A 26,877-nucleotide genomic window follows, 5' to 3' on the forward strand; every position below is an offset into this window, starting at 1 on the left:
TGAACGGAGTCAGGCTTTTGTTTTTGATCGCAGAAAGGTGGCTTGGCCCCCTTTCAAGCCCCACTACCCTCGCTCATCCTGCCCCAGCGCGCTTGCGCCGCCTTGCTGTGGCCGGCATGCGCGCACGGACCGGGTTCGAGGCCACTCGACTCGCTCGGCAGGCTGCGACCGCAGGCAAGCATTCAGCTATAACGTCAATCCAGCTGCACCTATCGCGTCCAACTTGCAAACCGTTCAGCCAACGCCCTATCAAGCCATCGGACACGCAGTCATGGAGATAAGCATGCTAAAGGACGGCCACGAGTGCGCCACACCGCTGCCCGAGTTCCTGCTTGAAGCCCAGGCCCTGCTGGCCAGATCGGAAGACTGCCTGAGCCACCTGCACCTGATCAGAAACGATGAAGAAGCCATCAACTGCCTGCTCGCCAGCCTGCTGAGCCTGGCCCAGGCCGCGGCCCGCCACGCAGTCAGCCCGCTGGCCGAATTCTCCCTGCATATTCATGGCGTGCTCAAGCGCCCCCCCCATCCCCTGGACCTCAACGATCCGATCCTCGATGCCTTGAAGAGCTGCCTGACGCTGATGGCCTGGCAACTGGAACTGATCGACCCGCGCAACGGCCAGCTCAATCTGGACGACAGCGAACAAGTCATGCTGATCGAAGAACTGACAGAGCAAGTGGGACAAAACTGTAACTGCACATATCCATCTTGCAGCCACTGAAGTTGTATTTATCCGGCGGGGCAGCGGATAAAACTCTCGCCGATCACCGCCCTACTGCACAACATCGACAAAATATCGGGCCAACTGCCAAGCACCCCGTCGTTATTGATTAATTCATACCCAAGAGCGACATCAATCACTCCATAAAGCCAACTAGCAAGGTCACCAGGACTTGCTGTTCAACGCGCTGTGCATGCGGGCAAACCCGCTCCCCAGCACACTTTGCGCGATGTTCGGGCGCACGTGGCGCCAATGGTACCGACGTACCGATACCCTCCAGTTCCTGACTCTGAAGTCCTATATGACTGAGCGTATAAACGCGACCGACGGTATCTTCGGTGGTATTATGCGGCGCATAAACGGACACAGTTAATGGCACATTGATTCCAATGGCGGCAGTTACTACTCAGCCTGTACAACACGAACAGACAGCGTTGATTGAAACCGGGTATTCAAAGAGCACCGTTTCCCAAACAAGCCTCGTCATCCATACTTGACCGGGCTCTTCGCAGCGAACATCCATTGGCTCCATCCGCTATGTACGCCAGCCTCAAGTCATTCTTCTCTTGGCCCCCCTCCCGTGATCACCTGCGCTGGCTCAGCCTGTTGCTGTGCTCCTGCTCGACCCTGGCCAGTGTGCTGGTCTACTGGCTGGGCCGGCCTCTGCCTCTGGGGTTGCTGGTCATCAACGTGGCGGCGCTGGCCTGCATCTGGATGCAATACGGTTATTCGCGCAAATCCATCCGCTTCCAGCCCCAGGAACTCGCCGAACGCCTGCTGGAGGTCAAGGAAAACGAACGGCACCGTTTGAGCCGTGAACTGCATGACGACATCGGCCAACTGCTGACCGCCGCCAAGCTGCAGACCGACTGGCTCAAGCGCCGCCTGCCGGACGAGCTGCAAGAACATTGCGCGGTGCTGGGCACCACCCTGGAAGAGACCCTGGCCAAGGTGCGGGACGTCTCCGCCATCCTCAACCCGCGGCAACTGGCCAGCCTCGGGCTGGAAGCCAGCCTGCGCGCCCACCTGCTCAAGACCCTGGAAAACACCTCGGTGCACTGGAGCCTGGAGTGCCACCAGCGCCTGGCGGGCATTCCCGAGGAAATGGCCGTCGCAGCGTTTCGCATCACCCAGGAAGCAGTGACCAACATCCTGCGCCACGCCCAGGCGAAAAACCTGCTGGTACGCCTGCAACGACTGCCCGAAGGCCTGTCGCTGTTCATCAGCGATGATGGCCAGGGTTTCGCCCCGGCCAGCGACCCGGGCGCCCAGGGCCAGCGCGGCATGGCCGGAATGCAGGAACGAATCAGTCAGTTGGGCGGCCTGTTGAAGGTCACCAGCGAGGCCGACCAAGGCACACAGATCGAAGCACTCTTTCCCTGGGCCCCTCGCACTCTGGAGCGGGCCAGCACGAATAAGGTTTTACATTGACCTGTAATTTACTCTTGGTGGATGACCACTCGCTCATCAGGGCTGGCGTGCGTGCCCTGGTCATGGACATTCCCGGATACGCGGTGATCGGTGAAGCGGATGACGGCTCGTTCCTGCTGGAAATGGTCGAAAGGCTGCATCCGGACATCATCCTGCTGGACCTGTCGATGAAACACACCGGCGGCCTCGACGCCCTGCGCCGGCTCAAGGCGCTCCACCCGCAGAGCAAGGTGCTGATCCTGTCGATGCACACCGACCCGGCCCTGATCATGCAGGCCCTGGAATGCGGCGCCCACGGCTACCTGCTCAAGGACACCACCGCCACAGAACTCGAGCATGCCCTCCAGGCCCTGCGCAACAATGAACGCTACCTGAGCCCGGCCATCGCCCACACGGTGATCAACCAGGCCCTGACCCGGGCTCAGAAGCAACCTCCGCCACCGGAGCAGAACCACAACCTGACGGCCCGCCAGCTGGAAATCCTGCGGCTGATCGTGCGCGGCAAATCCACCCGGGAGATCGCCCTGGGCCTGGGCCTGAGCATCAAGACCGTGGAAACCCACCGCTCGCAGATCATGAAGCGCCTGCAGATCTTCGACGTTGCCGGGCTGGTGCTGTTCGCCGTGCGCGAACGCATCATCAGCCTCGACGACTGACTCAGCGGGCGCCTCCCAGCAGCGGCGAATCCTCGGGCAGATGCACCCGCAACGCGCCAGGACGGGCGGTGAAACGCAAGGTATCGCCCTGCAGCGGCTCGCCGTCGAGGTTGATGTCCAGGCCTCGGGACGCCTTGATCTCGACCCAGGGCAGGCGTGCCCGGACAAACAGATTGTCGATCCCCAACCCGCCCGCCAGCAGGTTCTTCAGCGTGCCGACCAGTTCCTGGGGCGCCGGCAGGATGCTGATATCCAGCAAGCCGTCATCGGCCAGGGCCCCCGGGCACAACTCGTGCCCGCCGCCCGCTTGACGGCCGTTGCCGATGCCCAGGGCCAGAAGTTCGCCATGCCAGTGGAAACCCGGCCCCTGCAACTCGCCATAGGCCGCGCTCAGCTCGGCAAAACGTGACAGACCGGTGAACAGGTAGGCCGCGCCCCCCAGGACCTTCTTCAAATCCTCCGAGGTGTTGGCGGTGACCTGGCTGCCAAAGCCGCCCGTGGCCATGTTGAGGAACATCTGCCCGCCGACCTCCCCCAGGTCGATCGCCCGCGCCGGCACATCCAGCAGGTCCAGGGCCGCCGCCGGGGTCAGCGGCACGCCGGCAGCCCGGGCAAAGTCGTTGGCCGTGCCCAGCGGCAACAGCACCAGGCTGGCCGGGGCGTCGGCATTGGCCAGGGCTTCGGCGATGTCCCGCAGGGTGCCGTCGCCGCCGCCGGCAATCAGCCGGGTATGGCCGGCAGCCAATGCCTCCTGCACCAGGCGCTGGGCATCCCCCGCCTCCCAGGTCAGGCGCACCTGCAAGTCCCAGCCGGCGGCGCGCCGGGCCTCGACGGCCGCGCGCACCTCCTCGTTGAGGGCCTGTTTGCCGTGCAGTATCAACAATGCCTTGCGCTCACTCATCAGCCCTGACTCCGGTTATGGATTCCATGAAGGATGTTGACCCTGCCGCCCGCAGAAAAAGTCTGTCGTCGGAATTTATTTTTTTTTGCCGGAAGCAGTCTGGCCATGGCCCCCCGGCAATCCGGCAGCTTAGCCGCAGGGAGGCAGGGATTCGTCCGGCACGGTCCGGCTTTCAATTAGCGGGTCGTTGTTTCATGAGCTTTACTGACCCCTGTCGTTTAGATGAGGAAGTGCAGGTCATCACCTTGACCGGCGCCGGGGGCCCCACCTGAATACGCAGAGGGCACGGTTTTCCCACTTGAATGCCGACCACGCCTGGGGATGAAGGGACGTGGCTTTTTTCGGTGCCGGGACCAGACGATGGGAAGTCGCAAACATTGCGAACTTCCTCGCGATCTCTCCAGTCAACCGGTGTGCCTTAGGTCGAGGGAATTGATCTTATGCGGTTGCAACCTGTAGACAGCCTGTTACTGACTCGCCCCAGCATGGTCGAGTACTTCCTGTTCGGCATCCGTGTGGTTCATGGGCTGACTGCAATCCTTCCCGGGCTGTTGCTGATCCTGCTGTCCAACAACAGCCAGGAAGCCTTGAAAAGCGACCTGACCCTGCTGGTGTTCTTCGCCCTCATCAGCGTGCTGATCTTCCAGGCCCTGGGGGTGTACGCCGAATCCATCTTCAGCAACCAGCTGCGCTTCCAGCTGACCCTCTTCGCCTGGGCCTCGTCCTTTTGCGTGCTGCTGTTCATGCATCACTCGATGCAGATGTTCAACACCATCGGCAACCCCGAGCTGTTCGGCTGGTTTGCCGGCAGCTTCGTGCTGTTCGGCATCGAGCGCCTGGTGCTGCTGACCCTGTTCCAGCAGTTGATGCAGCGCGGCGTGTTCCTGCAGAACGCGGTGATTCTCGGCGCCACGGAAAACGGCCAGCGCCTGGCCGAATACCTGGCCCAGCATCAGGACATCCGCTCCGGAGTGACCGGTTTCATCGACGACCGCATCGGCCGCCTGCCCAAGACCCTGTGCAACCTGCCGCTGCTGGGCAACTCCAGCGACCTGGAACGGCTGATCCGCGAGGAAAAGGTTACCCAGGTCCTGGTGGCGCTGCCCTGGTCGGCGGAAAACCGCATGGCCTATGTCATCCGCGAGCTGCGAAGGCTGCCGGTGAACGTGCTGCTGGTGCCCGACATGGTGGCCTTCCGGCACGCCCACAACCGCATCACCGAAGTCGCCAACCTGCCGATGTTCAACGCCTCCGAAGTGCCGTTGCGGGGCTGGTCGCCGTTCTTCAAGCGCCTGGAAGACATGGTGCTGTCGAGCATCGCCCTGGTGCTGCTGTCGCCGGTGATGCTGCTGGTGGCACTGGCGATCAAGCTGGACTCCAGCGGCCCGGTGCTGTTCAAGCAGAAGCGCTACGGCTACAACAACCGGCTGATCGAGGTCTACAAGTTCCGCTCGATGCACCAGCACATGGCCGACGCCCATGCCGAAAAGCAGACCACCCGGGGCGACCCGCGCATCACCCGGGTCGGGCGCTTCATTCGCAAGACCAGCCTCGATGAACTACCCCAGCTGTTCAATGTGTTCGGCGGCAGCATGTCCATGGTCGGGCCGCGCCCCCATGCCACCGCGACCAAGGCCGCCGGCATTCTCTTCGAAGAGGCGGTCAAGGAGTACACCTCGCGCCACCGGGTCAAGCCGGGGATCACCGGCCTGGCGCAGATCAACGGCTATCGGGGCGAAACCGATACCCTGGAAAAAATCGAGAAACGTGTCGAGTTCGACCTGGAATACATTGAAAACTGGTCGGTCTGGTTCGACCTGTACATCCTCTTCCGCACTGTTCCGTCCGTGATCATGACCCGCGAGGCCTTCTGAATGAGCACACTCATTCCCTGCATCATTGCTGGCGGCGCCGGCACCCGCCTGTGGCCGGTATCCCGCGAGGCGATGCCCAAGCCCTTCATGCGCCTGCCAGACGGCGAAAGCCTGCTGCAGAAAACCTTCGTGCGCGCCACCGCGCTCAAGGACGTCGGCCGCCTGTTGACGGTGACCAACCGCGAGGTGTTCTTTCGCACCCTCGACGACTATCGCCTGCTGAACAAGGCCAGGGTGGAGCTGGACTTCATCCTTGAGCCGTTCGGGCGCAACACCGCACCGGCCATCGCTGCCGCCGCCCTGCACGTGAGCCGCCTGTATGGCGATGATGCACAGCTGCTGGTGCTGCCCGCCGACCACCTGATCAAGGATGTGCAGGCTTTCGCCAACGCCGTGGACAGCGCCCGGCAATTGGCCGAGCAAGGCTGGCTGGTGACCTTCGGCCTGGTGCCCACCCACGCCGAGACCGGCTTTGGCTATATCGAGAAAGGCCAGGGCCTGAACAAGGACAGCTTCCAGGTCAGCCGCTTCGTCGAAAAACCCGACGCCGCCACCGCCCAGCGTTATGTCGATGGCGGCCTGCACCTGTGGAACGGCGGGATGTTCTGCATGCGTGCCGACGTGATCCTGCAGGAACTGCGCGAGTTCGTGCCCGAGGTGGTCAGCGCCGTCGAACACTGCCTGGAGCAGAGCCACCGCAAGGAGGGCAAGCACGAACTGCAAGTGGAGCTGGATGGCGACAGCTTTGCCCAGGCCCCGGACATCTCCATCGACTACGCGGTGATGGAGCGCTCGAAGAAAGTCGCCGTGGTGCCCTGCCAGCTGGGCTGGAGCGACATCGGCTCCTGGCAGGCAGTGCGCGAGCTGACCCCGGCGGACGAACATGGCAACCAGTGCAACGGCGAGACCGTGCTGCACGATGTCAGCAACTGCTATATCGACTCGCGCAAGCGCCTGGTGGGCGGGGTCGGGCTGAACAACCTGATCATCATCGACACTCCGGACGCCCTGCTGGTGGCCGACGGCAACCGCAGCCAGGACGTCAGGCTGATCGCCCAGGAACTCAAGCGCCTGGGCCACGACGCCTACAAGCTGCACCGCACCGTGACCCGTCCCTGGGGCACCTACACCGTGCTCGAGGAAGGGCCGCGCTTCAAGATCAAACGCATCATGGTCAAGCCCAATGCCTCGCTGTCGCTGCAGATGCACCACCACCGCAGCGAACACTGGATCGTGGTCAGCGGCATGGCCCTGGTCACCAATGGCGAGGACGAATTCCTGCTCAATACCAACGAGTCGACCTTCATCAAGCCCGGCCGCACTCACCGCCTGGTCAATCCCGGGGTGATCGACCTGGTGATGATCGAAGTACAGAGCGGGGAGTACCTCGGCGAAGACGACATTGTGCGCTTCAACGACATTTACGGGCGGGCTCCCGCCGAAGCCGCCAAGACCTGAACTGACGCTCCAAGCAGCAATCTGGCCCGACAGGGAGTTGTGACTATGCACGCCAGGAAGACCGCTCGATGAAAAGACTCCTGCTGATTTCCAGTGTTCTCATGCTCTGCGCCTGCTCCATTCCGGCAAAGGTGGAACTGCCGCCCAGCCAGGACCTGGAGGCCGCCCATCGGGCCGGTGATGCCCTGGCCGGCCAGCCGTTGCCGCCCCAGCGGATTCGCCCGGGGGACACCCTGCGCATCGTCCGCAACACGGGTGAGGCGCCATCGATCTCGGCCTTCACCGCCAACTCGATCTACGAACTCACGCTGTTCACCGTGCTCAACGATGGCACCTTCGCCTATCCCTATGCCGGGCAGGTCAAGGCCGCGGGGCTGACTCCGCAGCAACTGACCCAGGTCCTGGAAAACAAGCTGAAGAACATCTACCAGGACTCGGCACTGACCGTGAACATCAACCAGGCACCGGGCAACACCGTGTTCGTCGGCGGCTCGGTACGCAACCCGGCGTCCCTGCCGGTGACCGTGACCACCACCCTGGAGCAGGCGATCGTCGGCGCTGGCGGCCTGCTGTCGGTGGGCGACAGCCGCAATATCGCCCTGCTGCGCGAGGGCGAGGACGGTCGCTACAAGACCTACTTTTTCGACTACCGAAAATTCATGATCGCCGGCAACGCCGGAGCCGCGCCGGTGCTGCTGCAACGCGGCGACGTGGTGTTCGTGCCCAAGTCCAGCGTCGGCAACGGCATTGAATGGGTGGATGTGTACCTCAACCAGTTGATTCCGTTCACCAAGTCGATCGGCATCGGGGCGAGTTACGAAATCAATCGCCAGTCGGCCAACTGATCGCCAAGGACAGCACTTATGATCAATATCCGTTCCTTTCGCGATCTGCTGCGGTTGTTCTTCATCTTCAAGCGCGAGGTCAAGATCACCGTCCTGGTGACCTTCATCATCATCGTGCTGGGGGCTTTCTTGCTGCCCAACCGCTTCGAATCCACCGCCCTGCTGCTGGTCAAGCCCGGACGCGACACCAGCACCCTGCCGATCGAGATCGCCGATCGCCAGGCTGTGGTGATTCCCAGCGCCCAGCGTGATCCGATCATCGATGAGGAGCGCATCCTCGGCGGCGAGCCCATCGCCCGCAAAGTGGCGGAAAAGTACCTCGACGACCTGTCCCGCCAGCCCCAACCAAGTGGTGCCCTGGCCACCCTCAAGAACGCAGTGAAAGGCGCGGTGGAAGGCATCGTCGACCTGCTGCGCGGGGCCCTGCAACTGGTGGGCCTGGTGGAGAAGCAGACCCCGGTGGAACGCCTGACCGAACGCATGTTGAAAAGCTTCAGCGTGACCCACGCCGCAGGCTCCTCGGTGATGGAAGTGAGCTTTACCTGGAACGACCCCAAAGTGGCCCAGACAGTGGTCAAGAGCTGGATCGAGCAGTACCAGCAGGAACGCGCGCAAACCCTCGGGCGCAAAAGCCTGTACGCCTTCTATGAAACCGAAAGTGGCGCCACCAACCAGCGCATCCTCGGCTACAAGAAGCAGATCGCCGACTACCTGAACCAACTGGGGGCGGTGAGCATCGAGGAGCGCCTGAACGATATCTCGCGCAACCTCAACAACCTCAAGGGCGAACACCTCAATACCACCCGAGCAGTGGCGTCCACTCGCAGCGGCCTGGAGACCATCCAGAAGCAGCTCAACAGCATGAAGAAAGAAATCAGCATCGGCCGCCAGATGAGCCTCAACCCGGACCGCCAGGACCTGCAGCAGCGGATCAACGCTAAGCAGATCGAGCGTCAGGAAATGCTCCGCACCTTCAAGGAAGGCGCCCCTCCGGTCCGCGCCATGGATGCGGCAATCGCCAACCTGCAAGCCTTGCTGAAATCGGAAAGCGGCACTGTGCAACGCAGCGAAAACCTGGCCCCGAACCCGGTCTATACCCGCCTGCAGAACAGCTTCGCCGACCAGCAGGCCAGCCTCAGCCGCCTGCAGACCCAGGCCGCCCAGCAGGAAACCCAGTTGCTCAAGCTCGAACAGGAACGGCGCCAGGCGCTGGCCGTGGAACCTGAACTGGCACGCCTGCAACGGGAACTGAGCGCGGCGGAGAAAAGCTTCGCGCTGTACAGCGACAGCACCGAGAAAGCCCGCATCGACCGCGAGCTGGACCAGAGCCAGATCAGCAACATCGCGGTGATCGAAGAAGCCACCTTCAAACCCAGCCGGGTCTTTCCCAAAAGCCTGAGCATGCTGCTCGCCGCCATCCCCCTGAGCCTGGCGGTGGGCCTGCTGGCGCTGTACTTCTTCTATCTGCTGGACCAGCGCATCCATGACGGCGACCAGATCGAGGAGCGCTTCGGGGTCAAGGTCTGGACCAGCCTGCAGGACCTCGACAGCCACCTGCCGCAACGCAACAGCGCCTTCACCGCCAGCCTCTACCGCCTGTACGGCATCCTGCCCCTCAAGCAGGTGGCACTGCAGGGGCTGGTGATCGGCCTGACCTCGGCACGCCGAGGCGAAGGCGTGAGCTTCGTCACCGCGCACCTGCGCGACCTGCTCCAGGAGCGCGGGCACGTGGTGCGGGTCAATGGCGCACCCAACGCGGTGCCCGGCGAAATCGTCCTGCTGGAAGCCTCGGGCTTCTTCTCCAACCAGGAAGCCTTCGTCAGCCTGCGCGAGGCCGACCTGATCGCCCTGATCGTCGAAGCCGAAACCACCACGGTGCCCGTGCTGCAAAACGCCCTGTCGATTCTCACCACCGCCTTCAAGCGGGTCGACGGCATCATCATCAACCGCCGGCGCTTCGGCATCCCGGAGAACGTGCTGAACTTCCTGGCGCGGATCAGGAGCCCCCACTGATGCACATTGCCCTGCTGGCACCCATGCCTCCCGAGCAGAACGGCATTGCCGACTACGCCGCGCACCTGCGCGCCGCCCTGGAAGGCCTGGGGCTGAAAGTCAGCACGCCCCTGGCCGGGCTGGGCAACGACCCGCAACGCGCCATTGAGCGGGTGGCGCACAGTGACTGGAAGGGGATCGACCTGGTGCACGCCGAGCTGGGCGGTGGCCGGCTGGCGGAGTTTCATGCCCTCAAGGCGTTGCGCGAGCGTTTCCCCAGCCTGCCGCTGAGCGCCACGGTGCACGACCCCGAACGCCTGGTCTGGCGCCGGGCCAGCCTGCCCTGGCCGCTGTCCCTGGCCACGCGGCTGCCCTCACCGCTGCCACAGATCGCCACGGTACTGACCGACCCCTTGTGCCTGCACGAAGAAAAGCAGCTGGCCCGCAGCCTCACCCGGCTGATCACCCTGACCCACGCCGGCGGCGCCTGCCTGCGCCAGCGCATGGGGTTGCGTGCGGAGCAGATGGTGGTGATCCCCCACGGCAACCTGGCCATCCCCGCCCGGCCGCTGCCGCCGCTGAGCCCGTTGAGGCTGCTGTATTTCGGCTTCATCTACCGCGGCAAGGGCATCGAGGATCTGCTGGATGCACTGGCCATGGCCTTCGCCCAGCAACCGGCAATGCGCGAGCGCATGCGCCTGACCCTGGCCGGGGGCAGTGAACCGGAAATGGCCTTCGGTAGCGCCGGCAGCTACCTCGACCAGTTGCGCCAGCACATCCAGCGCCTGAACCTGCAGGACAGCATCGACTGGCAACTGGACCTGCCGGCCACGGACATTCCCAAGGTGATCCAGGCCCACCACGTGATGGTCCTGCCCTACCGCGAGTCGAGCAAGCTCAAGCTCCTGGGCACGCTGCGGGGGACCAGCGGCGCCCTGTCCTGGGCGGTGGCCTGCGGTCGCGGCGCCATCACCTCCGACGCCCGCTCCTTCGCCGAAGAGGTGGCCCAGGACAACGGCGTGATCTTTCCCCAGGGCAACGTCGCCGCCCTGGCCGCCGAACTCAGCCACTTGTGCGCCAGCCCGGAACGGGTGGAGCGCTGGGCCGAGCACGCCGCGGTGATCGGCTCCCGGCGGGTCTGGAGCCATACCGCCGAGCGCTTTGCCCGGGTGTTCAGCGATGCCTGTGGAGGCCCGGCCCATGCCTATGCGACGTAGCTCGGCGATTGCCCTGCTGGTGCTCGCCTGCCTGTCCTGGAACGCCCTGGCGGATACCACCCTGCGCGCGCCGCGAGCGGTGGTGTGGAAGGATTTTCTCGGGGTCAACGCGCAGTTCCAGTACTTCACCCCCGGCGTCTACCAGAAGCAAATGGACCGGCTCGATGCCCTGGGCCTGAGCTGGGTCCGCCTGGCCATTCACTGGGCCATGATCGAACCCAGCGAGAATGACCTGCAGCTGGACACCCTGGACGCCGCAATGAACGCCATGCAGGGTCGCCAGTACCGGGTCCTGGCCTACATGGTGGGTTCGGCGCCCTTCGCCGCCAACGTGCCCAGCGGCTCGCCCCCTTCCGACCAGTACCCGCCCAAGGACTTCAACGTCTTCGCCCAGCGCATGAAAATGCTCGCCCAGCGTTATCCCCAGGTGAACACCTGGCAGGTGTGGAACGAACCCAACATCGTCTGGCTGCCCAAGGAAGACCCCGACGCCTACGACCAGTTGCTCACGACCACCACCAGCGCCATTCGCGCGGCGATTCCCGACAAGCCTGTAGCGACCGCGGGCATGGCCTACTACAGCCAGATGCGCAGCACCCCGGGGCTGATGCTCGAAGACCTGCTGCAACAGGGCCTGGGCACGGAAAACCTGATTGCCGCCTACCACCCCTATTCCGAGCTCCCGGAAGGCGACGATGCCGCGGCCCAGGATTTCCTCGTACGCGGCAACTTCCTCAACAACGCGCTGCACAGCCAGGGCGTGCAACAGGTCTGGGCCACCGAGTGGGGCTGGTCGAGCTACACCAGCGGAGCCCGGGAAATGCAGGCGATGATCGGCGTCAACGGCCAGGCCGACTACACCCTGCGCCGCCTGGCCCTGATGGCGGCCATGGACTACCAGCGGATCTTCCTGTTCAACCTCAGCGACCTGGATGCCCGCGCCAGCAACCGCGACCAGTCCTACGGGCTGGTGGACCTGGCCGGCGAACCCAAGCCGGTCTACAACGCCCTCAAGTATTTTCTCGACACCACCGGGCCGAGCCTGGCCCCGGCTGATCCCCCCGGCCTGAGCAACGCCCCGGGCGACTTGTACAGCATCGCCTGGACCCGGCCCGACGGCTCCCACGTCTGGATGTTCTGGAGCGCCAGCGGCGCCAGCCTGCAGGTTCCCGGGCTCAACGCGGCCACGCTGCATGATCCGCTGACCGGCACCCGCACCGAGCTGAGCGGGCAAGCGGGCCTGAGCGTGCCGTTGAAAACCAGCCTGCAACTGTTGGTGTGGTGAGCATGAAAATCCTCTGGACCCTGCCCTACCTGCCCTGGCCCGCCACCAGCGGCGGCAAGACCCGGCAATACCACCTGCTGCGGGCCCTGGCCGCCCGCGGGCACCGCATCACCTTGCTGGTGCAATCGAAAACCCCGTTGGACGACGCCACCCGCGCGGCCCTGGAGCCCTGGCTGGAACGCCTGATCGTGCTGCCGCGGCGGCCGTTGCGCAGCCTCAAGACCCTGTTCTCGGTGCTGTTCGCGCCCTACCCCATGCTGGCCGACGTCAACGGTTTGGCCGCGCCGCTGCAACAGCGTTTTCGCGAGCTGTTGGAGGAACCCTGGGACGTGATCCAGATCGAGCACAGCTACAGCTTCCAGCCCTTCGAACAGCCGCTCAAGCAATTGCAGCGCCCGTTCATCCTCACCGAACACAACGTCGAGTCGGCCCTCGGTGCCGCCAGCTACGACCGCCTGCCGGCCTGGTCGAAACCCTTTACCCGTTACGACCAATGGCGCTACCGGCGCTGGGAACGCCGGGTGTTCCAGCAGGCGGCCCGGGTCATCGCGGTGACCGAACAGGACGCCCTGACCCTGGCCCGGCTGAGTGGCAAACCGGCCGCGGTGGTGGTCAACGGCGTGGACTGCGGGCACTACGCCGCGGTGCAACCGGACCTTGGCAGCCAGCGCCTGCTGTTTATCGGCAACTACGAATACAGCCCCAACCTGGATGCGGTGCAATGGGCCCTGGAAGAGATACTGCCGCGCCTGTGGGCCATCAACCCCGAGGTGCACTTCGCCATCTGCGGCTACGCCCTGCCGGACAGTTTCCGCCAGCGCTGGACCGACCCGCGCATCGAGTGGCAGGGTTTTGTCCCCGACCTGCGGGACCTGCAACGGCGCTCCGCGCTGTTCTTCGCCCCGCTGCGCCAGGGCGGCGGCTCCAAGCTCAAGGTCCTGGAGGCCATGGCCGCCGGCCTGCCGGTAGTTACCACGGCCCAGGGCAGCTCCGGGCTGCAGGTAGAGAACGGCCAGCATTACCTGGGCAGCGAAGACCCCGGGGCCCTGGCGCAGATTCTCGCCCAGGCCCTGGCCGACCCCGAGCGCCTGCAACGCATCGGCGCCGCCGGGCGCGACTACGTGCTGGCCCACCATGACTGGAGCGCCGCCGCGGCCCAGCTGGAAGCGGTCTATCACCAACTCCCCTCTGACAAAGAAGAAGTGTCCGTATGCGCATAGGTCTGGATTACCGCCCCGCCGCGGGCTACAGCAACAGTGGTATCGGCCGGCAGAACCTGGCACTGGAAGACGCCCTGCGCGCCAATCCGCAGGTCAGCCTGCAATTGTTCGGCGTCGCCCCGGAAGACCATCCGCTGCGCCGCCGGGTGCATTGCCCCAGGTGGGGCGCACCACTGCAGGGGGTGCATCGCCTGCCGAACCGGCTGCGCTTCGAGGGCGGTTTTCTGCCCGAGGCCCTGCGTGAGGCCGAGGTGGAGCTGTACATCTGCAACTTCAACATGGGCCTGCCCCTGGGCAGGAAACCTAAGAACCTGCGCTATGTATTGCAACTGCATGACCTGTTCCAACTGACCCTGACCAACAGCCATGGCTCGCGGCTCAAGGAGCGGGTCTATGGCCTCACCGACAAGCTCTCCATCGGCCACTCGGTGAAGCAGGCGGACCGCATCTGGACACCTTCGCAGTACACCGCCGACGAACTGGTGAAGCTCTTTCCCCAGGCCCGGGACAAGGTCCGGGTGCTGCCCAACCTGGTTACCGGTTTCCAGGGCGAACCCGCCGACATCCGCGACCTGCAACTGCCCGAGCGCTACTGGCTGGCGGTGGGCACCCGCGAGCCGCGCAAGAACATCCCCTGGTTCGTCGCTGCCTGGCAGGCCGCACGCCAGCAATCCCCGGATGTACCGGAACTGGTGCTGATCGGCGCACCGGAACACCTGCCCAGCGAGCTGCGCGCCGTGCATGGCCTGCACTTTCTCAGCGACCTCAGCGACAGCCAGTTGCATGGGGTGTACCGCCAGGCCCAGCGCCTGTGGCAGCCCTCCTACGCCGAGGGCTTCGGCCTGCCGGTGATCGAGGCCCTGAGTGTCGGCACTCCGGTGGCGGTGGCCAGCGGCTCGGCCCTGGACGAGATCACCCCGGCGGGCAGCCCACGCTTCTCGCCCACCGACAGCGCCGCGCTGAGCCAGTTGATGGTGCAACTGGCCAGCGCCCCGCCGGAAGACCCCGCCCCCCTCAAGGCCTGGGCGGCCGGCTACGCCGAGGATGCCTATCGCCAGCGCTTCAATGAATTGCTCGAGGAGCTCAAGTAATGCCCATCGCCCTGCCGCTGGCGCTGATCTTCGGCCTGGTTTTCGGCGTGCTGATCTGGTTGCTGCCAGCGCTCAAGGTGCTGGTGCTGATGGTCGGCATCGCAGCGGCGGTGACCGTGGTCCGCCAGCCCATGCGCGGGCTGCTGCTGTTCGCGGTACTGGCGACCTTCCTGCCCTATTCGACGGTGCAGATCGGCCTGCGCACCACCGTCTCCGAAGCCCTGCTGCTGTTGGTCTGGGCCAGCATCCTGGCCCAGGGGCTGTTCTCCAACCTGCCCCGGCCGCCCAGGCTGCTGCGTACCGAGAAGCTGCTGCTGGCCCTGATGGCCTTCAGTGCCCTGCCCTTCATCATCGGCCAGGTGACGGTGAACGCCGATGGCAATGGCCCGGTGAACTGGGTCCGCTGGTTGCTCAACCTCTCGGCGCTGTTTCTGGTGCGGCGCCTGTTGCAGCAAGCCAAGGCCCGGGAGCAACTGGTCTGTGGCCTGTTGCTGGGGACCCTGCTGCTCCTGCTGCTGTCGATCCCGGTGTTTCTGAAGAACGGCAGCGCCACGGCCATGACCCCGATCCTCGAAAAGCTCGGCTACGGCGGCATCGCGGTACTGGGCGACAGCCTCAGCGCCCTGGCCAATCGCATGGGCTCGCCGTGGATGCACCCCAACGTCACCGGCGGCGCCATGGCCCTGCTGCTGCCCCTGGCCTTCTGTTTCGGCCTGACCCGCAGCGGCTGGCAGCGTAACCTCGGCCTGGCGGTGGCCTTGCTGGGGGCCGCCGGGCTGCTGCTCTCCGGTTCTCGCGGAGCCCTGCTCAGCCTGCTGATCGTGCTGATCTGGATGGCCCGCCAGCGGGTGCCCTACACCGGGCGCATGCTGATGGGTGGCTTCGTTCTCGGGGCCTTGCTGCTGATGTCCTATCCGCCCTTGCAGGACCGCCTGCTGACCCTGTTCACCTCCAACGATGCCAGCACCAGCGTGCGGGTCGACGAGTACTCGCATTTCCCCGCCGCCATGGCGATGTTCCCCTTCGGCATCGGCTTCAAGGTCGACCCACCCGTGCCCGGCACCGGCCTGTGGGGGATTTCCAACCTGTGGCTGAACTACATCTACAAGATCGGCGTGCCCGGCATGCTGCTGTTCGTCGCGGTGATCTGGAGCTGGTGGCGGGAAACCCGGGTTCCCGGGGTGGCCATCCAGTTGAATCGGGACAACGCCCTCTGGCTGGGCAGCGGCGCCGGCCTCAGCGCCGCACTGATCAGCGGCCTGTTCGACCATTACTTCAGCTTCACCCAGGTGTTGATCGCCCTGTTCTGGCTGCTGCTGGGCCTGAACCTGCATGAAGCCAGACGCCTGCGACTCAAGGCCGGCGCTGCGGCGCCCAGGGTTACTCCAGACTCCCCACCCTCAGGAATCCAGCCATGAAACATCGCCTCTTCCACTCGCAGAACCTGAAACAGGCCTTGCCTGACTATGCGCAGAAAATGGGGGTGAGCCTTGCAGAACTGGAGGCGGCCTATCAGTGGATGCTGGAGAACGATGTCGTGTTCGAGCAACCGCTCAAGGGCAACGTGCTGACCTACATCAGCTACCTGAACATCGAATCGAAGATCGAGCCGCCCCTGCCCCGGCGCTTCTACAAACTGCTGGGCCGCGAACTCAAGGGGGCGCTGATTCCCATGTACGGAATCAACTGGCCGACCCTGCGCGACCGCATGCTGCGGGTCTGGGAGCAGATCTACAACATCCTCATCTGCAAGATCCCCAGCCACACCCTGCGCCTGTTCTGGCTGCGCCTTGGCGGCGCGAAGATCGGCAAGGGCTCCACGGTGTGGCGCAATACCGAGGTGCTGGGTGTCGACAGCCTGCGCATCGGCCAGGACAGTACCGTGGCCTGGCACTGCCAGTTGGACGCCCGGGGCGGGCTGATCATTGGCGACCATGTGACCATCGCCTCCCATGTGCTGATCATCGCCGGTGGCCACGACCTCAAGGAGCCGGAATTCTGGGCGGTAGGCGGGCCGATCTACATCCATGACTACGCCTGGATCGCCAGCCGCGCCCTGCTGTCGTTTGGCGCCGAGATCGGCGAAGGCGCGGTGGTCGGCGGGCAGACCGTGGTGTCCAAGCCGGTACCGCCCTACGCCATCGTCAGCGGGCCGGACGCGGCGATCAAGGGCGAGCGCTGCCGCAACCTCAACTACAAAGTGGGCGGCAAAGGCCTGTTCACTTTGTTCCACTAAGCCCGGCCCATGTTCGGCGCGACGCTGTGGTTGACCCTGGCCACCCTGACCGGGCTGGCCGCCGGCTTTGCCCGGGAATGGCTGCTGGTGGCGGCCTGGGGCGCCGGTGGCCAGAGCGATGGTTTCCTGGTGGCGATGTTCCTGCCCGAGGCCCTGCGCATGGCCCTGGCTGCGGGCCTGCTGAGCGCCGCCGCGCTGCCGCTGTACCAGCAGCGCTCGGCCGGGGAGCAACAGGCCTGGCTCAGTGCCCTGGCCCCCCGCCTATTGCTGTGTGGGCTGCTGCTGGCGCTGCTGCTGAGCCTCGGCGCGCCGCTATGGGTACGCCTGATCGGCCCCGGCCTGGGCAGCGACGGTTATGCCCTGGCCAGCGGCGGCCTGCACTGGCTGGCCTGGTGCGCGCCGGGGTTCATTCTCCACGGCCTGTTCTGCGTCCCTCTGCAGGCTCGCGCCCGCTTTGTCCTGGCGGGCCTGGGCTCGCTGCTGTTCAACCTGCCGCCAGTGATCTACCTGGCGAGCCTGCACCATGCCGCCACCCCCACCGGGCTGGCCGCGGCCTGTGTGCTCGGCAGCCTGCTGATGCCAACGGTGCTGTTGCCGAGCCTGCTGCGCGATGGCTGGCGGCCCTGGCGCATGCAGGCCGCGCCCGGGGCCGGGCGCGAGTTGCTGCAACGCATCGGCCCGCTGCTGAGCAGCAACCTCGCCAGCCAGGGCCTGGCCCTGCTGGAGCGCATGGCGGCCTCATTGCTGGGTGAAGGGGCGGTTACCTGGATCAACCTGGCACGCAAGCTGATCAACCTGCCGCTGATCGCCCTGATGAGCCTCAACCAGGTGCTGCTCGGGCTGATGAGCGGCAGCTCCGGCGAACAGCGCCTGGACCTGCTGCGCAAAGGCCTGAGCAGCGCCACCCTACTGACCATTCCTGCGGTGGTCGGGCTGATTGGCGCCGCCGCCGCGCTGGTGCACCTGCTGCTGCCCAATCAAGCGGCGGACAGCCCCTTGCCGGAGCTCTTGGCCTGGTTCTCGGTACCGCTGATGTTCGGCGCCTGGAACGCCCTGCTGGCGCGCTACGCCTATGCCGCCGGCGACACCCGCATGCCGCTCAATTGCGAACTGGCCGGCAGCCTGCTCAATGCCCTGCTGCTGGCGGCGCTGCCGTATCTCCTCGGTTTGATCGGCATCGCCCTGGCGGCGATCTGCGGGGTGATCCTCACCGGCCTGCTGCTGATGCGCCGCCAGCAGTTGCTGGGGCTGGTGCCTTGGCGCAGTCATTGGCTGATCGGCCTGGGTGGCATGGCCCTGGCGGCGCTGTTCCTGCATCCGCTGACCTCGATCTGGTGGCAACTGGGCCTGAGCAGCGCCTGCGGCCTGCTGCTGTTGCTGATCCTCGCGGCCTGGCTGCGGCCCTGGCGCCAGAACCTGACCTGAACCGGAGGCTTGGACAATGTCGACACTACGCGTGGCCTGTGTGATTCCCACCTACAACGGTTGCCAGGACCTGGCGCGGCTGCTGGATTCTCTGGAAATCCAGAGCGCGCCCTTCGATACCCTGATCGTCGACTCCAGCTCCAGCGACGGTACCTACGAGCTGGCGCTGGCACGCTGCGCCAATGTGCTGCGCATCGACAGCCGCGACTTCAACCACGGCGGCACCCGGCAACTGATGGTGGAGCGCAACGCCGATTACGACCTCTATGTGTTCATGACCCAGGATGCCTACCTGGAGGATGCCGAAGGTCTCGCCCGCATCGTCGCGCCCTTCGCCGACCCGCAAGTGGGAGCAGTATGCGGTCGCCAGTTGCCGCACCTCGATGCCAGCCCCCTGGCCAGCCATGCGCGGTTGTTCAACTACCCGCCGACTTCCCAGGTGAAAAGCCTGGCCGATGTGCCGGCACTGGGGATAAAGACCGCCTTCATGTCCAACTCGTTTTCCGCCTACCGGCGCGAGGCGCTGATGCAGGTCGGCGGCTTTCCCAACCACGTGATCCTGTCCGAGGACATGTATGTGGGCGCGAAGATGCTGCTGGCCGGCTGGAAGGTTGCCTATGAAGGCAGCGCCTGCTGCCGCCACTCCCATAACTACAGCCTCAAGGAGGAGTTCCGCCGCTACTTCGACATTGGCGTATTCCATGCCCGGGAACCCTGGATCCGCCAAGCCTTCGGTGGCGCCGGTGGCGAAGGCCTGCGCTACGTCCAGTCCGAACTGCGCTTCCTCGGCCCCGGACGCCTGGGGCAGTGGCCCGGGTCGCTGCTGCGCAACGCGGTGAAGCTCTTCGCCTACAAACTCAGCCAGCAGGAGCGCTACCTGCCCCTGGGCCTGAAAAGAAAGCTCGGCATGTACAAGCGCTATTGGGACAGCCCCTATGCCTGAACCGAGCCCCCAGGCCTAAAGTGAATTTTCTGACCGAAGAAAGAGAATCACCTGAATTGACCCTGCGGGGCCAATCAGTGACTGTGCATGTCAGGCACTGACGCCTCATACAAGGAAGTGCACCGTCATGAAAGACAAGGAGTTTTATCCGCAAGCGCGATCACCGCTCAAGCATCTGCAGGGCCAGCCCTGGGGGGCCACCCGCTCCCCCCGGGAGCTCGACCTGCCTCTTTCCTCGCAGCCGCTGCCGCGTCATTGTCGGCACCTGTCGTGGCTCAAGCGCCTGGCCAGGGCGGTACTGGCCGCTGCACTGCTGGCGGGCCTGGTGACCTGGGGTTTGCACAGCCGCTTCGGCCTGTTGCTGCTGTTGCTGCTGCGCTAAACCGCTCGGCGCGGGCCGGTGGCAGCCGGGCCCACGCTGCCGGGGTCAATCCAGCACTTCACTCAGGGGAATGAAGTTGACCCGATCGCCCTGCACCAGGGTCCGCCCTTCAAGCACCTCCACCAGCCCTTCGGCCCAGGCCGCACTGCGCAACACGCCCGAGCTCTGGTTGCGGTAGATAATCGCCTGCCCGTTCTCCAGGCGCCCCCGCAGGTATTCGCGGCGATTGCCGGGCTGGGGCCAGACAAAACCCGCCGGCACCTGGAAGCTCAGGGGCTGCACCTGCTGTACGCCCTGGCGACGCAACAGGTAGGGGCGCGCCAGCAGGGCGAAGGTCACCAGGGTCGATGCCGGATTGCCGGGCAGGCCGATCACCGGCACACCGCGAAAATGGCCGAAGGTCAACGGCTTGCCGGGCTTGATCGCCAGCTTCCACAGGGCCAACTCGCCCTCTTCGCGCAGGGCGATGCCCAGGAAGTCCGCCTCTCCCACCGAGACACCACCGGTGGACAGGATCAGGTCGACCTCCCCCAGTTCCGCCAGGCGCTGGCGGGTCGCGGCCAGATCGTCAGGGAGGATTCCCGCATCCAGCACCTCACAGCCCAGGCGCTGCAACCAACTGCACAGCACCACCCGGTTACTGTTGTAGATCTGGCCCGGCCCCAGGGGCTGGCCAGGTTCCACCAGTTCGTCACCGGTGGACAGCACCGCCACCCGGACCCGGCGCACCACTTCAAGCTCGGCGCAGCCCAGGGAGGCAGCCAAGCCTTGCTCGATCGGTCCCAGGCGAGTGCCAGCCGCGAGCACCTGCTCGCCCACCGTAGTTTCCTGGCCCTGAGGGCGAATGTTCTGACCCAGTTGCAGAGGTTCGCTAAACAGCACGCGCTGATCGTCCTGGACCTGGGCGTTTTCCTGCATCTCGACGCAGTCCGCCCCGGCCGGCACCGGCGCACCGGTGAAAATCCGCGCGCAGGTCCCGGGCTGCAGTGGCTCAGGCGCCTGACCGGCAAAGATCCGCTGACTGACCGGCAGGGGTTCCCCCCGCCAGTCCTCCAGGCGCAGGGCGTAACCGTCCATGGCGCTGTTGGGCCAGGGCGGCAGGTCCAGGCTGGAGATCAGCGCCTCGGCCAGCACCCGGCCCTGAGCCGCCGCCAACGGCAAGCGCTCACGCTCGAGGATGGGGGCCGAACCGGCCATCGCCAACAGGCGCTCCAATGCCTCTTCCACCGGCATCAGGGCGCCCTGCTTGCCCGGCTTACCCGCGGGATTCACAGGGTGCCGCCTGTTTCAGGTGAGGAACGAAATTGCACGGCCGGTGCCGCGAATCCAGCTGTTCGGCGAGGATGCCGTCCCAGCCGGTGCGCACCGCATTGGTGGAACCCGGCAGGCAGCACACCAGGGTGCCATTGGCCAGCCCTGCCAGTGCCCGGGATTGCACAGTGGAGGTGCCGATATCGGCGACCGATATCTGCCGGAACAGTTCGCCAAAGCCGTCGACCTGCTTGTCAAGCAGGCAGGCCACGGCTTCCGGGGTGCTGTCACGGCCAGTGAAGCCGGTACCGCCGGTGATCAGCACCACCTGCACCACGTCGTCGGCAATCCAGGTCGCGACCTGGGCGCGGATCTTGTACAGATCGTCCTTGAGCAGCACCCGTGCCGCCAGACGATGGCCGGCGGCGCCCAGGCGCTCGACAAAGACCTGCCCGGAGGTGTCGGTTTCCAGGGTGCGGGTATCACTGACAGTCAGTACCGCAATGTTCAGCGGCGCAAAAGGTACATCAGCCTTGGCTTTCATAGGCTCGATCCAAAGGTAGGAGAAACAGCCCGTTGTTATATCACAGCGCTCCGGCCTGCCGCCGCTGTGGCCTCGGCAATAGCCCCCAGTGGGTAGACGCTGTTGCGAACTCGGCTAATCTGCCGCGGCGAACGCCTGCGATCTGCCCGGCAACGTGGCAGAATGTCCCTGGCCAAGGAACTTGCAGACGTTGTATACGTCTGAAGACCAGCACTCAAAAGTACTCATTTCGGAGACACACAATGACTCAACGGACCCTCGCCACTCTCATGCTCGCACTGGGCCTGGCCACTCTCGCCGGTTGCGCCTCGCCGACAGTGATCACCTTGAATGACGGTCGCGAAATCCAGGCCGTCGATACCCCTAAATACGACAAGGATTCCGGTTTCTACGAGTTTGAACAGCTGGACGGCAAGCAGACTCGCATCAACAAGGATCAGGTCCGTACCGTCAAAGAGCTGTAAGCCTGACGGTTGTCGACCTGAAAACAATAAAACCCGCCTGGTGCGGGTTTTATTGTTTCTGCGCCTGGGGTATTCACCACTGCAGGCTGATGCGGCTCGCGAACTCGCGTTCCTGCCCGCTCAACGGGTCGATGAAACGCAGCCCCTGGGCCAGCAGCTTCAGCGGCCGGGCATAGTCGTCCTCGATGTCCTTGAGCACCTCGGGATAAAAGGGATCGTTGCAGATCGCCGCTCCCAGGGCATTCATATGCACCCGCAGTTGGTGCTTCTTGCCCGTGACCGGGTACAGGGCGTAACGCCACAGCTCGCCGTGTTTCTCCCTGACCTCGATGGCTGTTTCGGTATTGCTTGGCCCCTGCGCTTCCTGCATGCGGAAGAAGGGCTCACCGTCCACCAGCCGGCTCTTGTGCAGCAGCGGAAAGTTCAACTGCGGCAAGGCAGCGGCAATCGCCTCGTAGCGTTTTTCTATCTTGCGGGTGGGAAACAGCGCCTGATAGGCCGAGCGACTGTCTGGGTTCGCGGAGAACAGCACCAGCCCAGCCGTATGCCGGTCGATACGATGCAGGGGCACTAGGTGCGGGTTGCCCAGGCGCCGGATCAAGCGCCGCAGCAACGTCTGCTCGACGTACTCTCCTGCCGGGGTCACCGGCAAAAAGTGCGGCTTGTCCGCCACCACCAGATGCTCATCGGCGTAGAGGATGGTTTCCTCGACCGGAATCACCTTTTCATCCGGCACCTCGCGAAAGTAGTGAATCCTCAAGCCTTCGCGATAGGCCAGCTCCAGACTGATGGGCTGGCCCTGCCCGTCCAGCACCCGGCCACGGGCGATACGGTCCAGCCACTGCTCGCGGCTGATGGCCTTGAAGTGATCACACAGACAATCCAGCACCGTCGCCCAGGAGCCCGGGGGCAGGTACAGGGTACTGGCCTGATGCTGTGCAGCGGAAAAAGGTGCGGATGACATACAAAAAGCTCGAAGGATCAATGCAGGGCGGCATTATCCAACAGCCGCCACAAGGAACCTAGGAACAGTTTGCGAGGTTTCAGGCGCAGGACTGCTTGGCCTGGGCCGCGGCCTCGGTGAACTCCTTGAGCCAGCGCAATACATCCACCGCCTCCCAGCGGCCCGGATCGTAGAGGGCGTACAACAGCCCCTGATAACCCACCACGTCCAGTTGCCGGTGGTAGCCCGCACGCTGGAACAAGGCTTCGATCTCGGCAAAGCAGGTGTTGAAGTGCAGCTTGTTGAAAGGCGTCTTGCCTTCGGTGACCAACCCGTCCAGGCGCAGCTCAAGCACCGCTTCACGCACCACATCGGTGGGCATGCTGTTCACGCTGTTTTTCAGTTGTTCGACATTGACCATCATCTATTCCTTTAACGGTTTGAAGCGTCCACCACACTCATCAGGGCTGCTTGCGCCCCACATAACTGACCACCCACAACACCACGCCCCAGATCTCGATCGAGCCCAGGTCATCCAGAACGATGGAGGGGATTGAAGGGCGCGCCGCCTTGAGCAGCAAGCCGCCACGAGGATCGGGCGCCAGCAGGCGCAGCGAGTATTCGCTGGCGCCCTGGGCCCGAACCACCAGGTACTGGTCGACCGCCGGAGTGGCCGAGCGGTCGACGATCAACCGGTCACCGGGGTAGATGCCGAACCCCAGCAGGTTGTCATCGTCCACCAGCAGGCCATGGATCTGCGGCGCGCCCAGGCCCAGGGTCCGGTCGAGGGAAAAACCGCTGCCGCTGGGACCATCGGCCAACGCGGCAGGCTCGCTGTCACCCAGCGGCGCAAAGCGGGCTGGCATCGGTTGCGAGCGTTCGGTACCGGTCAGGAAAGTGAGAGACATGGCGAGACTCCTCGATAGCTGTATATGCATACAGTAAACCAATCGAGAGCTCTCGCCAATGAATTCGCACGATGAGCGACGGGCGGAAACCCTGCCCGCCCCCCCCCTGGTGCATCAGCGCAGGAAGGCCACCACTTGCTCGGCGTCGAAGGGCCAGCCCAGCTCGGCGCCGGTATCCACCCGGCGCAGTACCGGGATGCGCAGGCCGTAGCTGTCGAACAGTTGCTGGCTGTCGGCGATATCCACCAGTTCGACCATCAGGCCGTGCTCCACCAGGGGCATCAGCTCGGCCTCGGCCAGTTCGCACAGGTGGCATCCAAGGGTGCCGAACAATTGGCATTCAGGGGGCATGACTGGGCAACCAAAAAAGAACAGGTGCCTATTCTAGGCCCGAGAGAAAAAGCCGTCGACCAAGCGCCCTCAGAGAATGAAACGGACCCGGCGACTGGCCATGATCAACAGCGGCGCAACGCCAAAGGCCAGCAGCAGGACCAGCCCGGCCATGCCGTTGCCATAGGCCATGCCCAGGGACAAGGCGCCGAAGATGAACCAGGGATGCACGTAATACACCGCCGAAGACAGCTTGGCCGCGAAGTTGCTCCGGGAGGCCCGGAAGTACACCTGGGGCAACAGGAACAGGGCCGGGGCAATAACCAGCAACGAGGCGAGGAAGTCGAAATTCTGCTCTACATCGGCGCGCAGGGCGAAGTTCAGCGCCGCCTCGGCCAGGATCAGCCCCAACCCCAGCACTAGCCAGCAGCACACCCCGCGCCGGCTGAGCCGCTCTGCCAAGCGATGCCGGGCACAAAGAAAGCCGATGGCCATGAACGGGAAGCCCATGAACAGGAAATTGCGCGCGGTGTAGTCGTTCTGATTGAAGTGCTGGAGAAAGCCGTTGGGCAGTTCGTAGTAGACCCGCGCGTACTGCAGGCCCAGACCGATGAGGAACGCCGTCAGGGCCAGGCCGATCAGCGCACTTGAACGCCAGCGACGCAGCACCAGCAGCATCGCTGCGCCGCCGAGCATGCCCACCAGGTACCAGAGGTGGAAATAGCCGATCAGCAGCTTCTTCACGACCCCCAGCACCCCGCCCAGGCTGGCGATCGTGCTCGGGTCGATGTACTGCGGGCTGTAGACCAGCATCCAGAACAGGTAGAGCAGAAGGCCGCGCTTGAACCACTGGGCGAAGGAGTGGCCGCTCTCCAGGGTCTGGAAGAGGTAGTAGCCGTTGATGATGAAGAACGTCGGCACCGCCACCCGGAACAGGCCGTTGCACAGCAAGTAGCCGACCCAGGTGTAATTGCCCCCCAGCAGCTTGCAGTGCAGCGCCACCACCATCACCGCCAGCAGGACTTTCAGCGCGTCGAGGTTTGCGTTGAGCACTTTCGGCATCGATGGCTACCCGAGTAAGCAGGAAGGACCGGACGACTACACCGGATCGTAGTGTTTGCGACGGGGGGCGGTACTGAACCGGCGCTTGCAGTAGGCCGTGGCACGATCGAGGATCGGCTTTTCATAAAAGTGATAGCCAACCCAGCCATAGCAGACCACCGCCGTCATCATCAGCACGATGAAGGCCAGGTTATCCACATAGCTCTCGGGCCAGGCGCCGATCACCTGCCAGGCCCGGCCGACGACCCCCAGCACCAGTAAGTGGGATAGATAGATGGTGTAGGACATATCACCGGTGGCTGTAAGAAACCCTGGCATACGGATCAGTTGCCGCCGCTCCAGCAAGGCCAGGGACAGGGTCAGGGTACCGAAGGTCAGGCCCACCGCGAGCATCCTCGGCAAGCCCTCGGTGAAGAACAGCTGGTAGGCGTAGATCAGCGGAAACCCCACCAGCAGAGCCGCCGCCAGCGCGACCCAGACCAGCGCCGTCGGCACCCTGGCGCTATGGGGTCCGTAGAAGAACAGCGCCAGGGCACTGCCGGCAATGAACTCCAGGGCGTAGGGATGGAGGATGATCTTCAGCGCCGGGGAATAGTCCTGCCAGTTCTGCAGCAGGTTGAACAGCACCAGCGCCACCGCCCACAGCAGCAGGATCAGCGGCAGGCGCTTTTCCTTGAAGAACAGGAACAGGGTGAACATCAGGTAGAACCACAGCTCGAACAGCAGCGACCAGGCCACCATCACCAGCAGCACCCGGTCATTGGGCAGCAGCAGGAAGGACATCCACAGGTTGGAGCCGCCGTGGGAGCTGTTCACCAGCGCCGGCTGCCACAGATACACCCCCAGGGTGATGAAGAAATACAGCCAGTAGGTGGGGTAAATCCGGGACAGGCGGTTGAACAGGAAGCGCTGGGTCTCGACGGTTTTCTGAAAGCGCCCACGACTGACGATGACCATCACGAAGCCGCTGATGACAAAGAACAGGTCGACCCCGAGCTGGAAGAAATTCAGCATGACCGGCAGCAGGATGTCACCGCCCGAATACTTGATTTCCACCGACATCATGTGGAACAGCACCACGCCCAACACCGCGGCGCCCCGCAACCCTTGCAGTGAATACAGACGCTCCATACACCTCTCCGACACCTCACTGGCAGGGTCCTGTGGATAACCCCGTCACCCGGGCACCGCCTTTATCGACAGTTTCTGAGCATAGCGAAGGCTCATGAATATGAGACATTCTCGACAAACAATGACCTGAATCAGCGTCACTCTCTGCGGCCCGGGTAATCCTCGCGCCTTTTTTGCCTCTAGGCTTGCCTTGCCCGCCCCCTGTCCGGAGATGCCCGTTGTTTGCCAATCTGCTGATCATTCTTGCCTCCTCGCTGGTGGTGATTGCGTTGTTCCGGCGCCTGAGCCTGCCCCCGGTGCTGGGCTATCTGTCGGTGGGCCTGATGGTCGGCCCCACTGCGCTGGACTGGGTCAACGACAGTGAGGACCTGCCCGACCTGGCGGAACTGGGGGTGGTATTCCTGCTGTTCTCCCTGGGCCTGGAGTTCTCCTTGTCGAAGATGCTTGCCCTGCGCCACGTGGTGTTTGGCCTGGGCAGCCTGCAAGTGCTGTGCACCGGCTTGATCCTCGGGGTCCTCCTGGCCCTGTTCGGCATGCCCCTGACCGCAGCGCTGATGCTCGGCACCG

27 protein-coding genes are annotated in these 26,877 nt (G+C 64.3%); 18 read left to right on the top strand and 9 right to left on the bottom strand.

All coding sequences use genetic code 11. From position 1 onward, the window contains the following. Positions 1-283: 283 nt before the first annotated feature. The 3 genes from F6S12_RS12955 (at position 284) to F6S12_RS12965 (ending at position 2,808) form a co-directional block, all read left to right on the top strand. The gene (locus F6S12_RS12955; protein ID WP_053153034.1) at positions 284-721 is read left to right on the top strand and encodes a hypothetical protein; all 438 of its coding nucleotides are present in this window, start codon (positions 284-286) and stop codon (positions 719-721) included. A 537-nt stretch (positions 722-1,258) separates the two neighbouring features. Beyond that, positions 1,259-2,152, top strand: a complete 894-nt coding sequence (locus F6S12_RS12960; RefSeq protein WP_011062480.1) for a sensor histidine kinase — start codon at positions 1,259-1,261, stop codon at positions 2,150-2,152. After that, the gene (locus F6S12_RS12965) at positions 2,149-2,808 is read left to right on the top strand and encodes a response regulator transcription factor (protein WP_011062481.1); all 660 of its coding nucleotides are present in this window, start codon (positions 2,149-2,151) and stop codon (positions 2,806-2,808) included. Before F6S12_RS12960 ends, F6S12_RS12965 begins: the two co-directional genes overlap by 4 nt. Position 2,809: 1 nt before the next feature. Here F6S12_RS12965 and yegS read toward each other — a convergent pair whose 3' ends face one another. Continuing rightward, entirely contained in the window at positions 2,810-3,709 is a 900-nt protein-coding gene (gene yegS, locus F6S12_RS12970; RefSeq protein ID WP_011062482.1) for a lipid kinase YegS, read from the bottom strand. A gap of 440 nt (positions 3,710-4,149) precedes the next feature. Between yegS and F6S12_RS12975 the strand changes: the two genes are divergently transcribed. The 13 genes from F6S12_RS12975 (at position 4,150) to F6S12_RS13035 (ending at position 19,677) form a co-directional block, all read left to right on the top strand. Further along, positions 4,150-5,583: an undecaprenyl-phosphate glucose phosphotransferase gene (locus F6S12_RS12975; RefSeq protein WP_011062483.1), complete on the top strand. Its 1,434-nt coding sequence runs from the start codon at positions 4,150-4,152 to the stop codon at positions 5,581-5,583. Then, a complete protein-coding gene (locus F6S12_RS12980) occupies positions 5,584-7,041 on the top strand; it encodes a mannose-1-phosphate guanylyltransferase/mannose-6-phosphate isomerase (RefSeq protein WP_053153037.1) in 1,458 nt (485 codons plus the stop codon). It abuts the gene before it with no gap. A 68-nt stretch (positions 7,042-7,109) separates the two neighbouring features. Continuing rightward, positions 7,110-7,886, top strand: coding sequence for a polysaccharide biosynthesis/export family protein (locus F6S12_RS12985; RefSeq protein ID WP_011062485.1), 777 nt, complete (start codon positions 7,110-7,112; stop codon positions 7,884-7,886). Between the two features lie 18 nt (positions 7,887-7,904). Beyond that, positions 7,905-9,899 carry an LPS biosynthesis protein gene (locus F6S12_RS12990; RefSeq protein WP_011062486.1) on the top strand — a complete coding sequence of 665 codons (1,995 nt, stop codon included), beginning with the start codon at positions 7,905-7,907 and terminating at the stop codon, positions 9,897-9,899. Further along, positions 9,899-11,095, top strand: coding sequence for a glycosyltransferase (locus tag F6S12_RS12995; RefSeq protein ID WP_315868960.1), 1,197 nt, complete (start codon positions 9,899-9,901; stop codon positions 11,093-11,095). Before F6S12_RS12990 ends, F6S12_RS12995 begins: the two co-directional genes overlap by 1 nt. Further along, positions 11,085-12,380: a cellulase family glycosylhydrolase gene (locus tag F6S12_RS13000; protein ID WP_315868963.1), complete on the top strand. Its 1,296-nt coding sequence runs from the start codon at positions 11,085-11,087 to the stop codon at positions 12,378-12,380. Before F6S12_RS12995 ends, F6S12_RS13000 begins: the two co-directional genes overlap by 11 nt. A 2-nt stretch (positions 12,381-12,382) precedes the next feature. Beyond that, on the top strand, positions 12,383-13,600 hold the full coding sequence (locus F6S12_RS13005) for a glycosyltransferase family 4 protein (RefSeq protein ID WP_015636507.1): 1,218 nt from the start codon (positions 12,383-12,385) through the stop codon (positions 13,598-13,600). Then, positions 13,591-14,691: a glycosyltransferase family 4 protein gene (locus F6S12_RS13010; RefSeq protein WP_041119357.1), complete on the top strand. Its 1,101-nt coding sequence runs from the start codon at positions 13,591-13,593 to the stop codon at positions 14,689-14,691. The genes F6S12_RS13005 and F6S12_RS13010 overlap by 10 nt, the downstream gene beginning before the upstream one ends. Beyond that, complete coding sequence (locus F6S12_RS13015) at positions 14,691-16,109, top strand: O-antigen ligase family protein (protein WP_015636509.1); 1,419 nt, start codon at positions 14,691-14,693, stop codon at positions 16,107-16,109. The genes F6S12_RS13010 and F6S12_RS13015 overlap by 1 nt, the downstream gene beginning before the upstream one ends. Further along, positions 16,106-16,927: an acyltransferase gene (locus tag F6S12_RS13020; RefSeq protein ID WP_015636510.1), complete on the top strand. Its 822-nt coding sequence runs from the start codon at positions 16,106-16,108 to the stop codon at positions 16,925-16,927. Before F6S12_RS13015 ends, F6S12_RS13020 begins: the two co-directional genes overlap by 4 nt. A 9-nt stretch (positions 16,928-16,936) precedes the next feature. Then, positions 16,937-18,352 carry a lipid II flippase MurJ gene (locus F6S12_RS13025; protein ID WP_315868961.1) on the top strand — a complete coding sequence of 472 codons (1,416 nt, stop codon included), beginning with the start codon at positions 16,937-16,939 and terminating at the stop codon, positions 18,350-18,352. Positions 18,353-18,368: 16 nt separating this feature from the next. Next, positions 18,369-19,295: a glycosyltransferase gene (locus F6S12_RS13030; RefSeq protein ID WP_011062494.1), complete on the top strand. Its 927-nt coding sequence runs from the start codon at positions 18,369-18,371 to the stop codon at positions 19,293-19,295. Positions 19,296-19,422: 127 nt separating this feature from the next. Then, positions 19,423-19,677, top strand: coding sequence for a hypothetical protein (locus F6S12_RS13035; protein ID WP_011062495.1), 255 nt, complete (start codon positions 19,423-19,425; stop codon positions 19,675-19,677). Positions 19,678-19,722: 45 nt separating this feature from the next. On the opposite strand, the gene glp is transcribed toward F6S12_RS13035, so the two are convergent. Beyond that, on the bottom strand, positions 19,723-20,910 hold the full coding sequence (gene glp, locus F6S12_RS13040; RefSeq protein WP_172682020.1) for a gephyrin-like molybdotransferase Glp: 1,188 nt from the start codon (positions 20,908-20,910) through the stop codon (positions 19,723-19,725). A gap of 22 nt (positions 20,911-20,932) precedes the next feature. Beyond that, a complete protein-coding gene (moaB, locus tag F6S12_RS13045) occupies positions 20,933-21,472 on the bottom strand; it encodes a molybdenum cofactor biosynthesis protein B (RefSeq protein WP_015636514.1) in 540 nt (179 codons plus the stop codon). A 242-nt stretch (positions 21,473-21,714) separates the two neighbouring features. Here moaB and F6S12_RS13050 point away from each other — a divergent pair, with 242 nt between their 5' ends. Further along, positions 21,715-21,936, top strand: coding sequence for a YgdI/YgdR family lipoprotein (locus tag F6S12_RS13050; RefSeq protein WP_015636515.1), 222 nt, complete (start codon positions 21,715-21,717; stop codon positions 21,934-21,936). A gap of 73 nt (positions 21,937-22,009) precedes the next feature. Here the strand turns inward: F6S12_RS13050 and F6S12_RS13055 are convergent, their stop codons facing one another. The 6 genes from F6S12_RS13055 to F6S12_RS13080 form a co-directional block, all read right to left on the bottom strand. Next, entirely contained in the window at positions 22,010-22,900 is an 891-nt protein-coding gene (locus tag F6S12_RS13055) for a pseudouridine synthase (protein ID WP_015636516.1), read from the bottom strand. A gap of 79 nt (positions 22,901-22,979) precedes the next feature. After that, positions 22,980-23,300 carry a hypothetical protein gene (locus tag F6S12_RS13060; RefSeq protein WP_011062499.1) on the bottom strand — a complete coding sequence of 107 codons (321 nt, stop codon included), beginning with the start codon at positions 23,298-23,300 and terminating at the stop codon, positions 22,980-22,982. Between the two features lie 40 nt (positions 23,301-23,340). Continuing rightward, complete coding sequence (locus F6S12_RS13065) at positions 23,341-23,787, bottom strand: S24 family peptidase (protein ID WP_011062500.1); 447 nt, start codon at positions 23,785-23,787, stop codon at positions 23,341-23,343. A 114-nt stretch (positions 23,788-23,901) separates the two neighbouring features. Next, positions 23,902-24,138 (bottom strand): glutaredoxin family protein, encoded by a 237-nt coding sequence (locus tag F6S12_RS13070; protein ID WP_011062501.1) that lies wholly within the window; start codon positions 24,136-24,138, stop codon positions 23,902-23,904. Between the two features lie 69 nt (positions 24,139-24,207). Continuing rightward, positions 24,208-25,179 (bottom strand): acyltransferase family protein, encoded by a 972-nt coding sequence (locus F6S12_RS13075; protein ID WP_053153057.1) that lies wholly within the window; start codon positions 25,177-25,179, stop codon positions 24,208-24,210. A gap of 36 nt (positions 25,180-25,215) precedes the next feature. After that, a complete protein-coding gene (locus tag F6S12_RS13080) occupies positions 25,216-26,310 on the bottom strand; it encodes an acyltransferase family protein (RefSeq protein ID WP_015636519.1) in 1,095 nt (364 codons plus the stop codon). 218 nt (positions 26,311-26,528) lie between these two features. Here F6S12_RS13080 and F6S12_RS13085 point away from each other — a divergent pair. Next, the coding region (locus tag F6S12_RS13085; RefSeq protein ID WP_315868962.1) for a cation:proton antiporter at positions 26,529-26,877 on the top strand (349 nt) is incomplete at its 3' end.

It is taken from the genome of Pseudomonas sp. JV245A, assembly GCF_032424515.1.
Lineage (GTDB): Bacteria > Pseudomonadota > Gammaproteobacteria > Pseudomonadales > Pseudomonadaceae > Aquipseudomonas > Aquipseudomonas protegens.

Bases quoted from the DNA above. Each gene is read 5' to 3' on its own strand.
- F6S12_RS12955 (WP_053153034.1), top strand. From the start codon at position 284: ATGCTAAAGGACGGCCACGAGTGCGCCACACCGCTGCCCGAGTTCCTG.
- F6S12_RS12960 (WP_011062480.1), top strand. From the start codon at position 1,259: ATGTACGCCAGCCTCAAGTCATTCTTCTCTTGGCCCCCCTCCCGTGAT.
- yegS (WP_011062482.1), bottom strand. From the start codon at position 3,709: ATGAGTGAGCGCAAGGCATTGTTGATACTGCACGGCAAACAGGCCCTC.
- F6S12_RS12975 (WP_011062483.1), top strand. From the start codon at position 4,150: ATGCGGTTGCAACCTGTAGACAGCCTGTTACTGACTCGCCCCAGCATG.
- F6S12_RS12980 (WP_053153037.1), top strand. From the start codon at position 5,584: ATGAGCACACTCATTCCCTGCATCATTGCTGGCGGCGCCGGCACCCGC.
- F6S12_RS12985 (WP_011062485.1), top strand. From the start codon at position 7,110: ATGAAAAGACTCCTGCTGATTTCCAGTGTTCTCATGCTCTGCGCCTGC.
- F6S12_RS12990 (WP_011062486.1), top strand. From the start codon at position 7,905: ATGATCAATATCCGTTCCTTTCGCGATCTGCTGCGGTTGTTCTTCATC.
- F6S12_RS12995 (WP_315868960.1), top strand. From the start codon at position 9,899: ATGCACATTGCCCTGCTGGCACCCATGCCTCCCGAGCAGAACGGCATT.
- F6S12_RS13000 (WP_315868963.1), top strand. From the start codon at position 11,085: ATGCGACGTAGCTCGGCGATTGCCCTGCTGGTGCTCGCCTGCCTGTCC.
- F6S12_RS13005 (WP_015636507.1), top strand. From the start codon at position 12,383: ATGAAAATCCTCTGGACCCTGCCCTACCTGCCCTGGCCCGCCACCAGC.
- F6S12_RS13010 (WP_041119357.1), top strand. From the start codon at position 13,591: ATGCGCATAGGTCTGGATTACCGCCCCGCCGCGGGCTACAGCAACAGT.
- F6S12_RS13015 (WP_015636509.1), top strand. From the start codon at position 14,691: ATGCCCATCGCCCTGCCGCTGGCGCTGATCTTCGGCCTGGTTTTCGGC.
- F6S12_RS13020 (WP_015636510.1), top strand. From the start codon at position 16,106: ATGAAACATCGCCTCTTCCACTCGCAGAACCTGAAACAGGCCTTGCCT.
- F6S12_RS13025 (WP_315868961.1), top strand. From the start codon at position 16,937: ATGTTCGGCGCGACGCTGTGGTTGACCCTGGCCACCCTGACCGGGCTG.
- F6S12_RS13030 (WP_011062494.1), top strand. From the start codon at position 18,369: ATGTCGACACTACGCGTGGCCTGTGTGATTCCCACCTACAACGGTTGC.
- F6S12_RS13035 (WP_011062495.1), top strand. From the start codon at position 19,423: ATGAAAGACAAGGAGTTTTATCCGCAAGCGCGATCACCGCTCAAGCAT.
- glp (WP_172682020.1), bottom strand. From the start codon at position 20,910: ATGCCGGTGGAAGAGGCATTGGAGCGCCTGTTGGCGATGGCCGGTTCG.
- moaB (WP_015636514.1), bottom strand. From the start codon at position 21,472: ATGAAAGCCAAGGCTGATGTACCTTTTGCGCCGCTGAACATTGCGGTA.
- F6S12_RS13050 (WP_015636515.1), top strand. From the start codon at position 21,715: ATGACTCAACGGACCCTCGCCACTCTCATGCTCGCACTGGGCCTGGCC.
- F6S12_RS13055 (WP_015636516.1), bottom strand. From the start codon at position 22,900: ATGTCATCCGCACCTTTTTCCGCTGCACAGCATCAGGCCAGTACCCTG.
- F6S12_RS13060 (WP_011062499.1), bottom strand. From the start codon at position 23,300: ATGGTCAATGTCGAACAACTGAAAAACAGCGTGAACAGCATGCCCACC.
- F6S12_RS13065 (WP_011062500.1), bottom strand. From the start codon at position 23,787: ATGTCTCTCACTTTCCTGACCGGTACCGAACGCTCGCAACCGATGCCA.
- F6S12_RS13070 (WP_011062501.1), bottom strand. From the start codon at position 24,138: ATGCCCCCTGAATGCCAATTGTTCGGCACCCTTGGATGCCACCTGTGC.
- F6S12_RS13075 (WP_053153057.1), bottom strand. From the start codon at position 25,179: ATGCCGAAAGTGCTCAACGCAAACCTCGACGCGCTGAAAGTCCTGCTG.
- F6S12_RS13080 (WP_015636519.1), bottom strand. From the start codon at position 26,310: ATGGAGCGTCTGTATTCACTGCAAGGGTTGCGGGGCGCCGCGGTGTTG.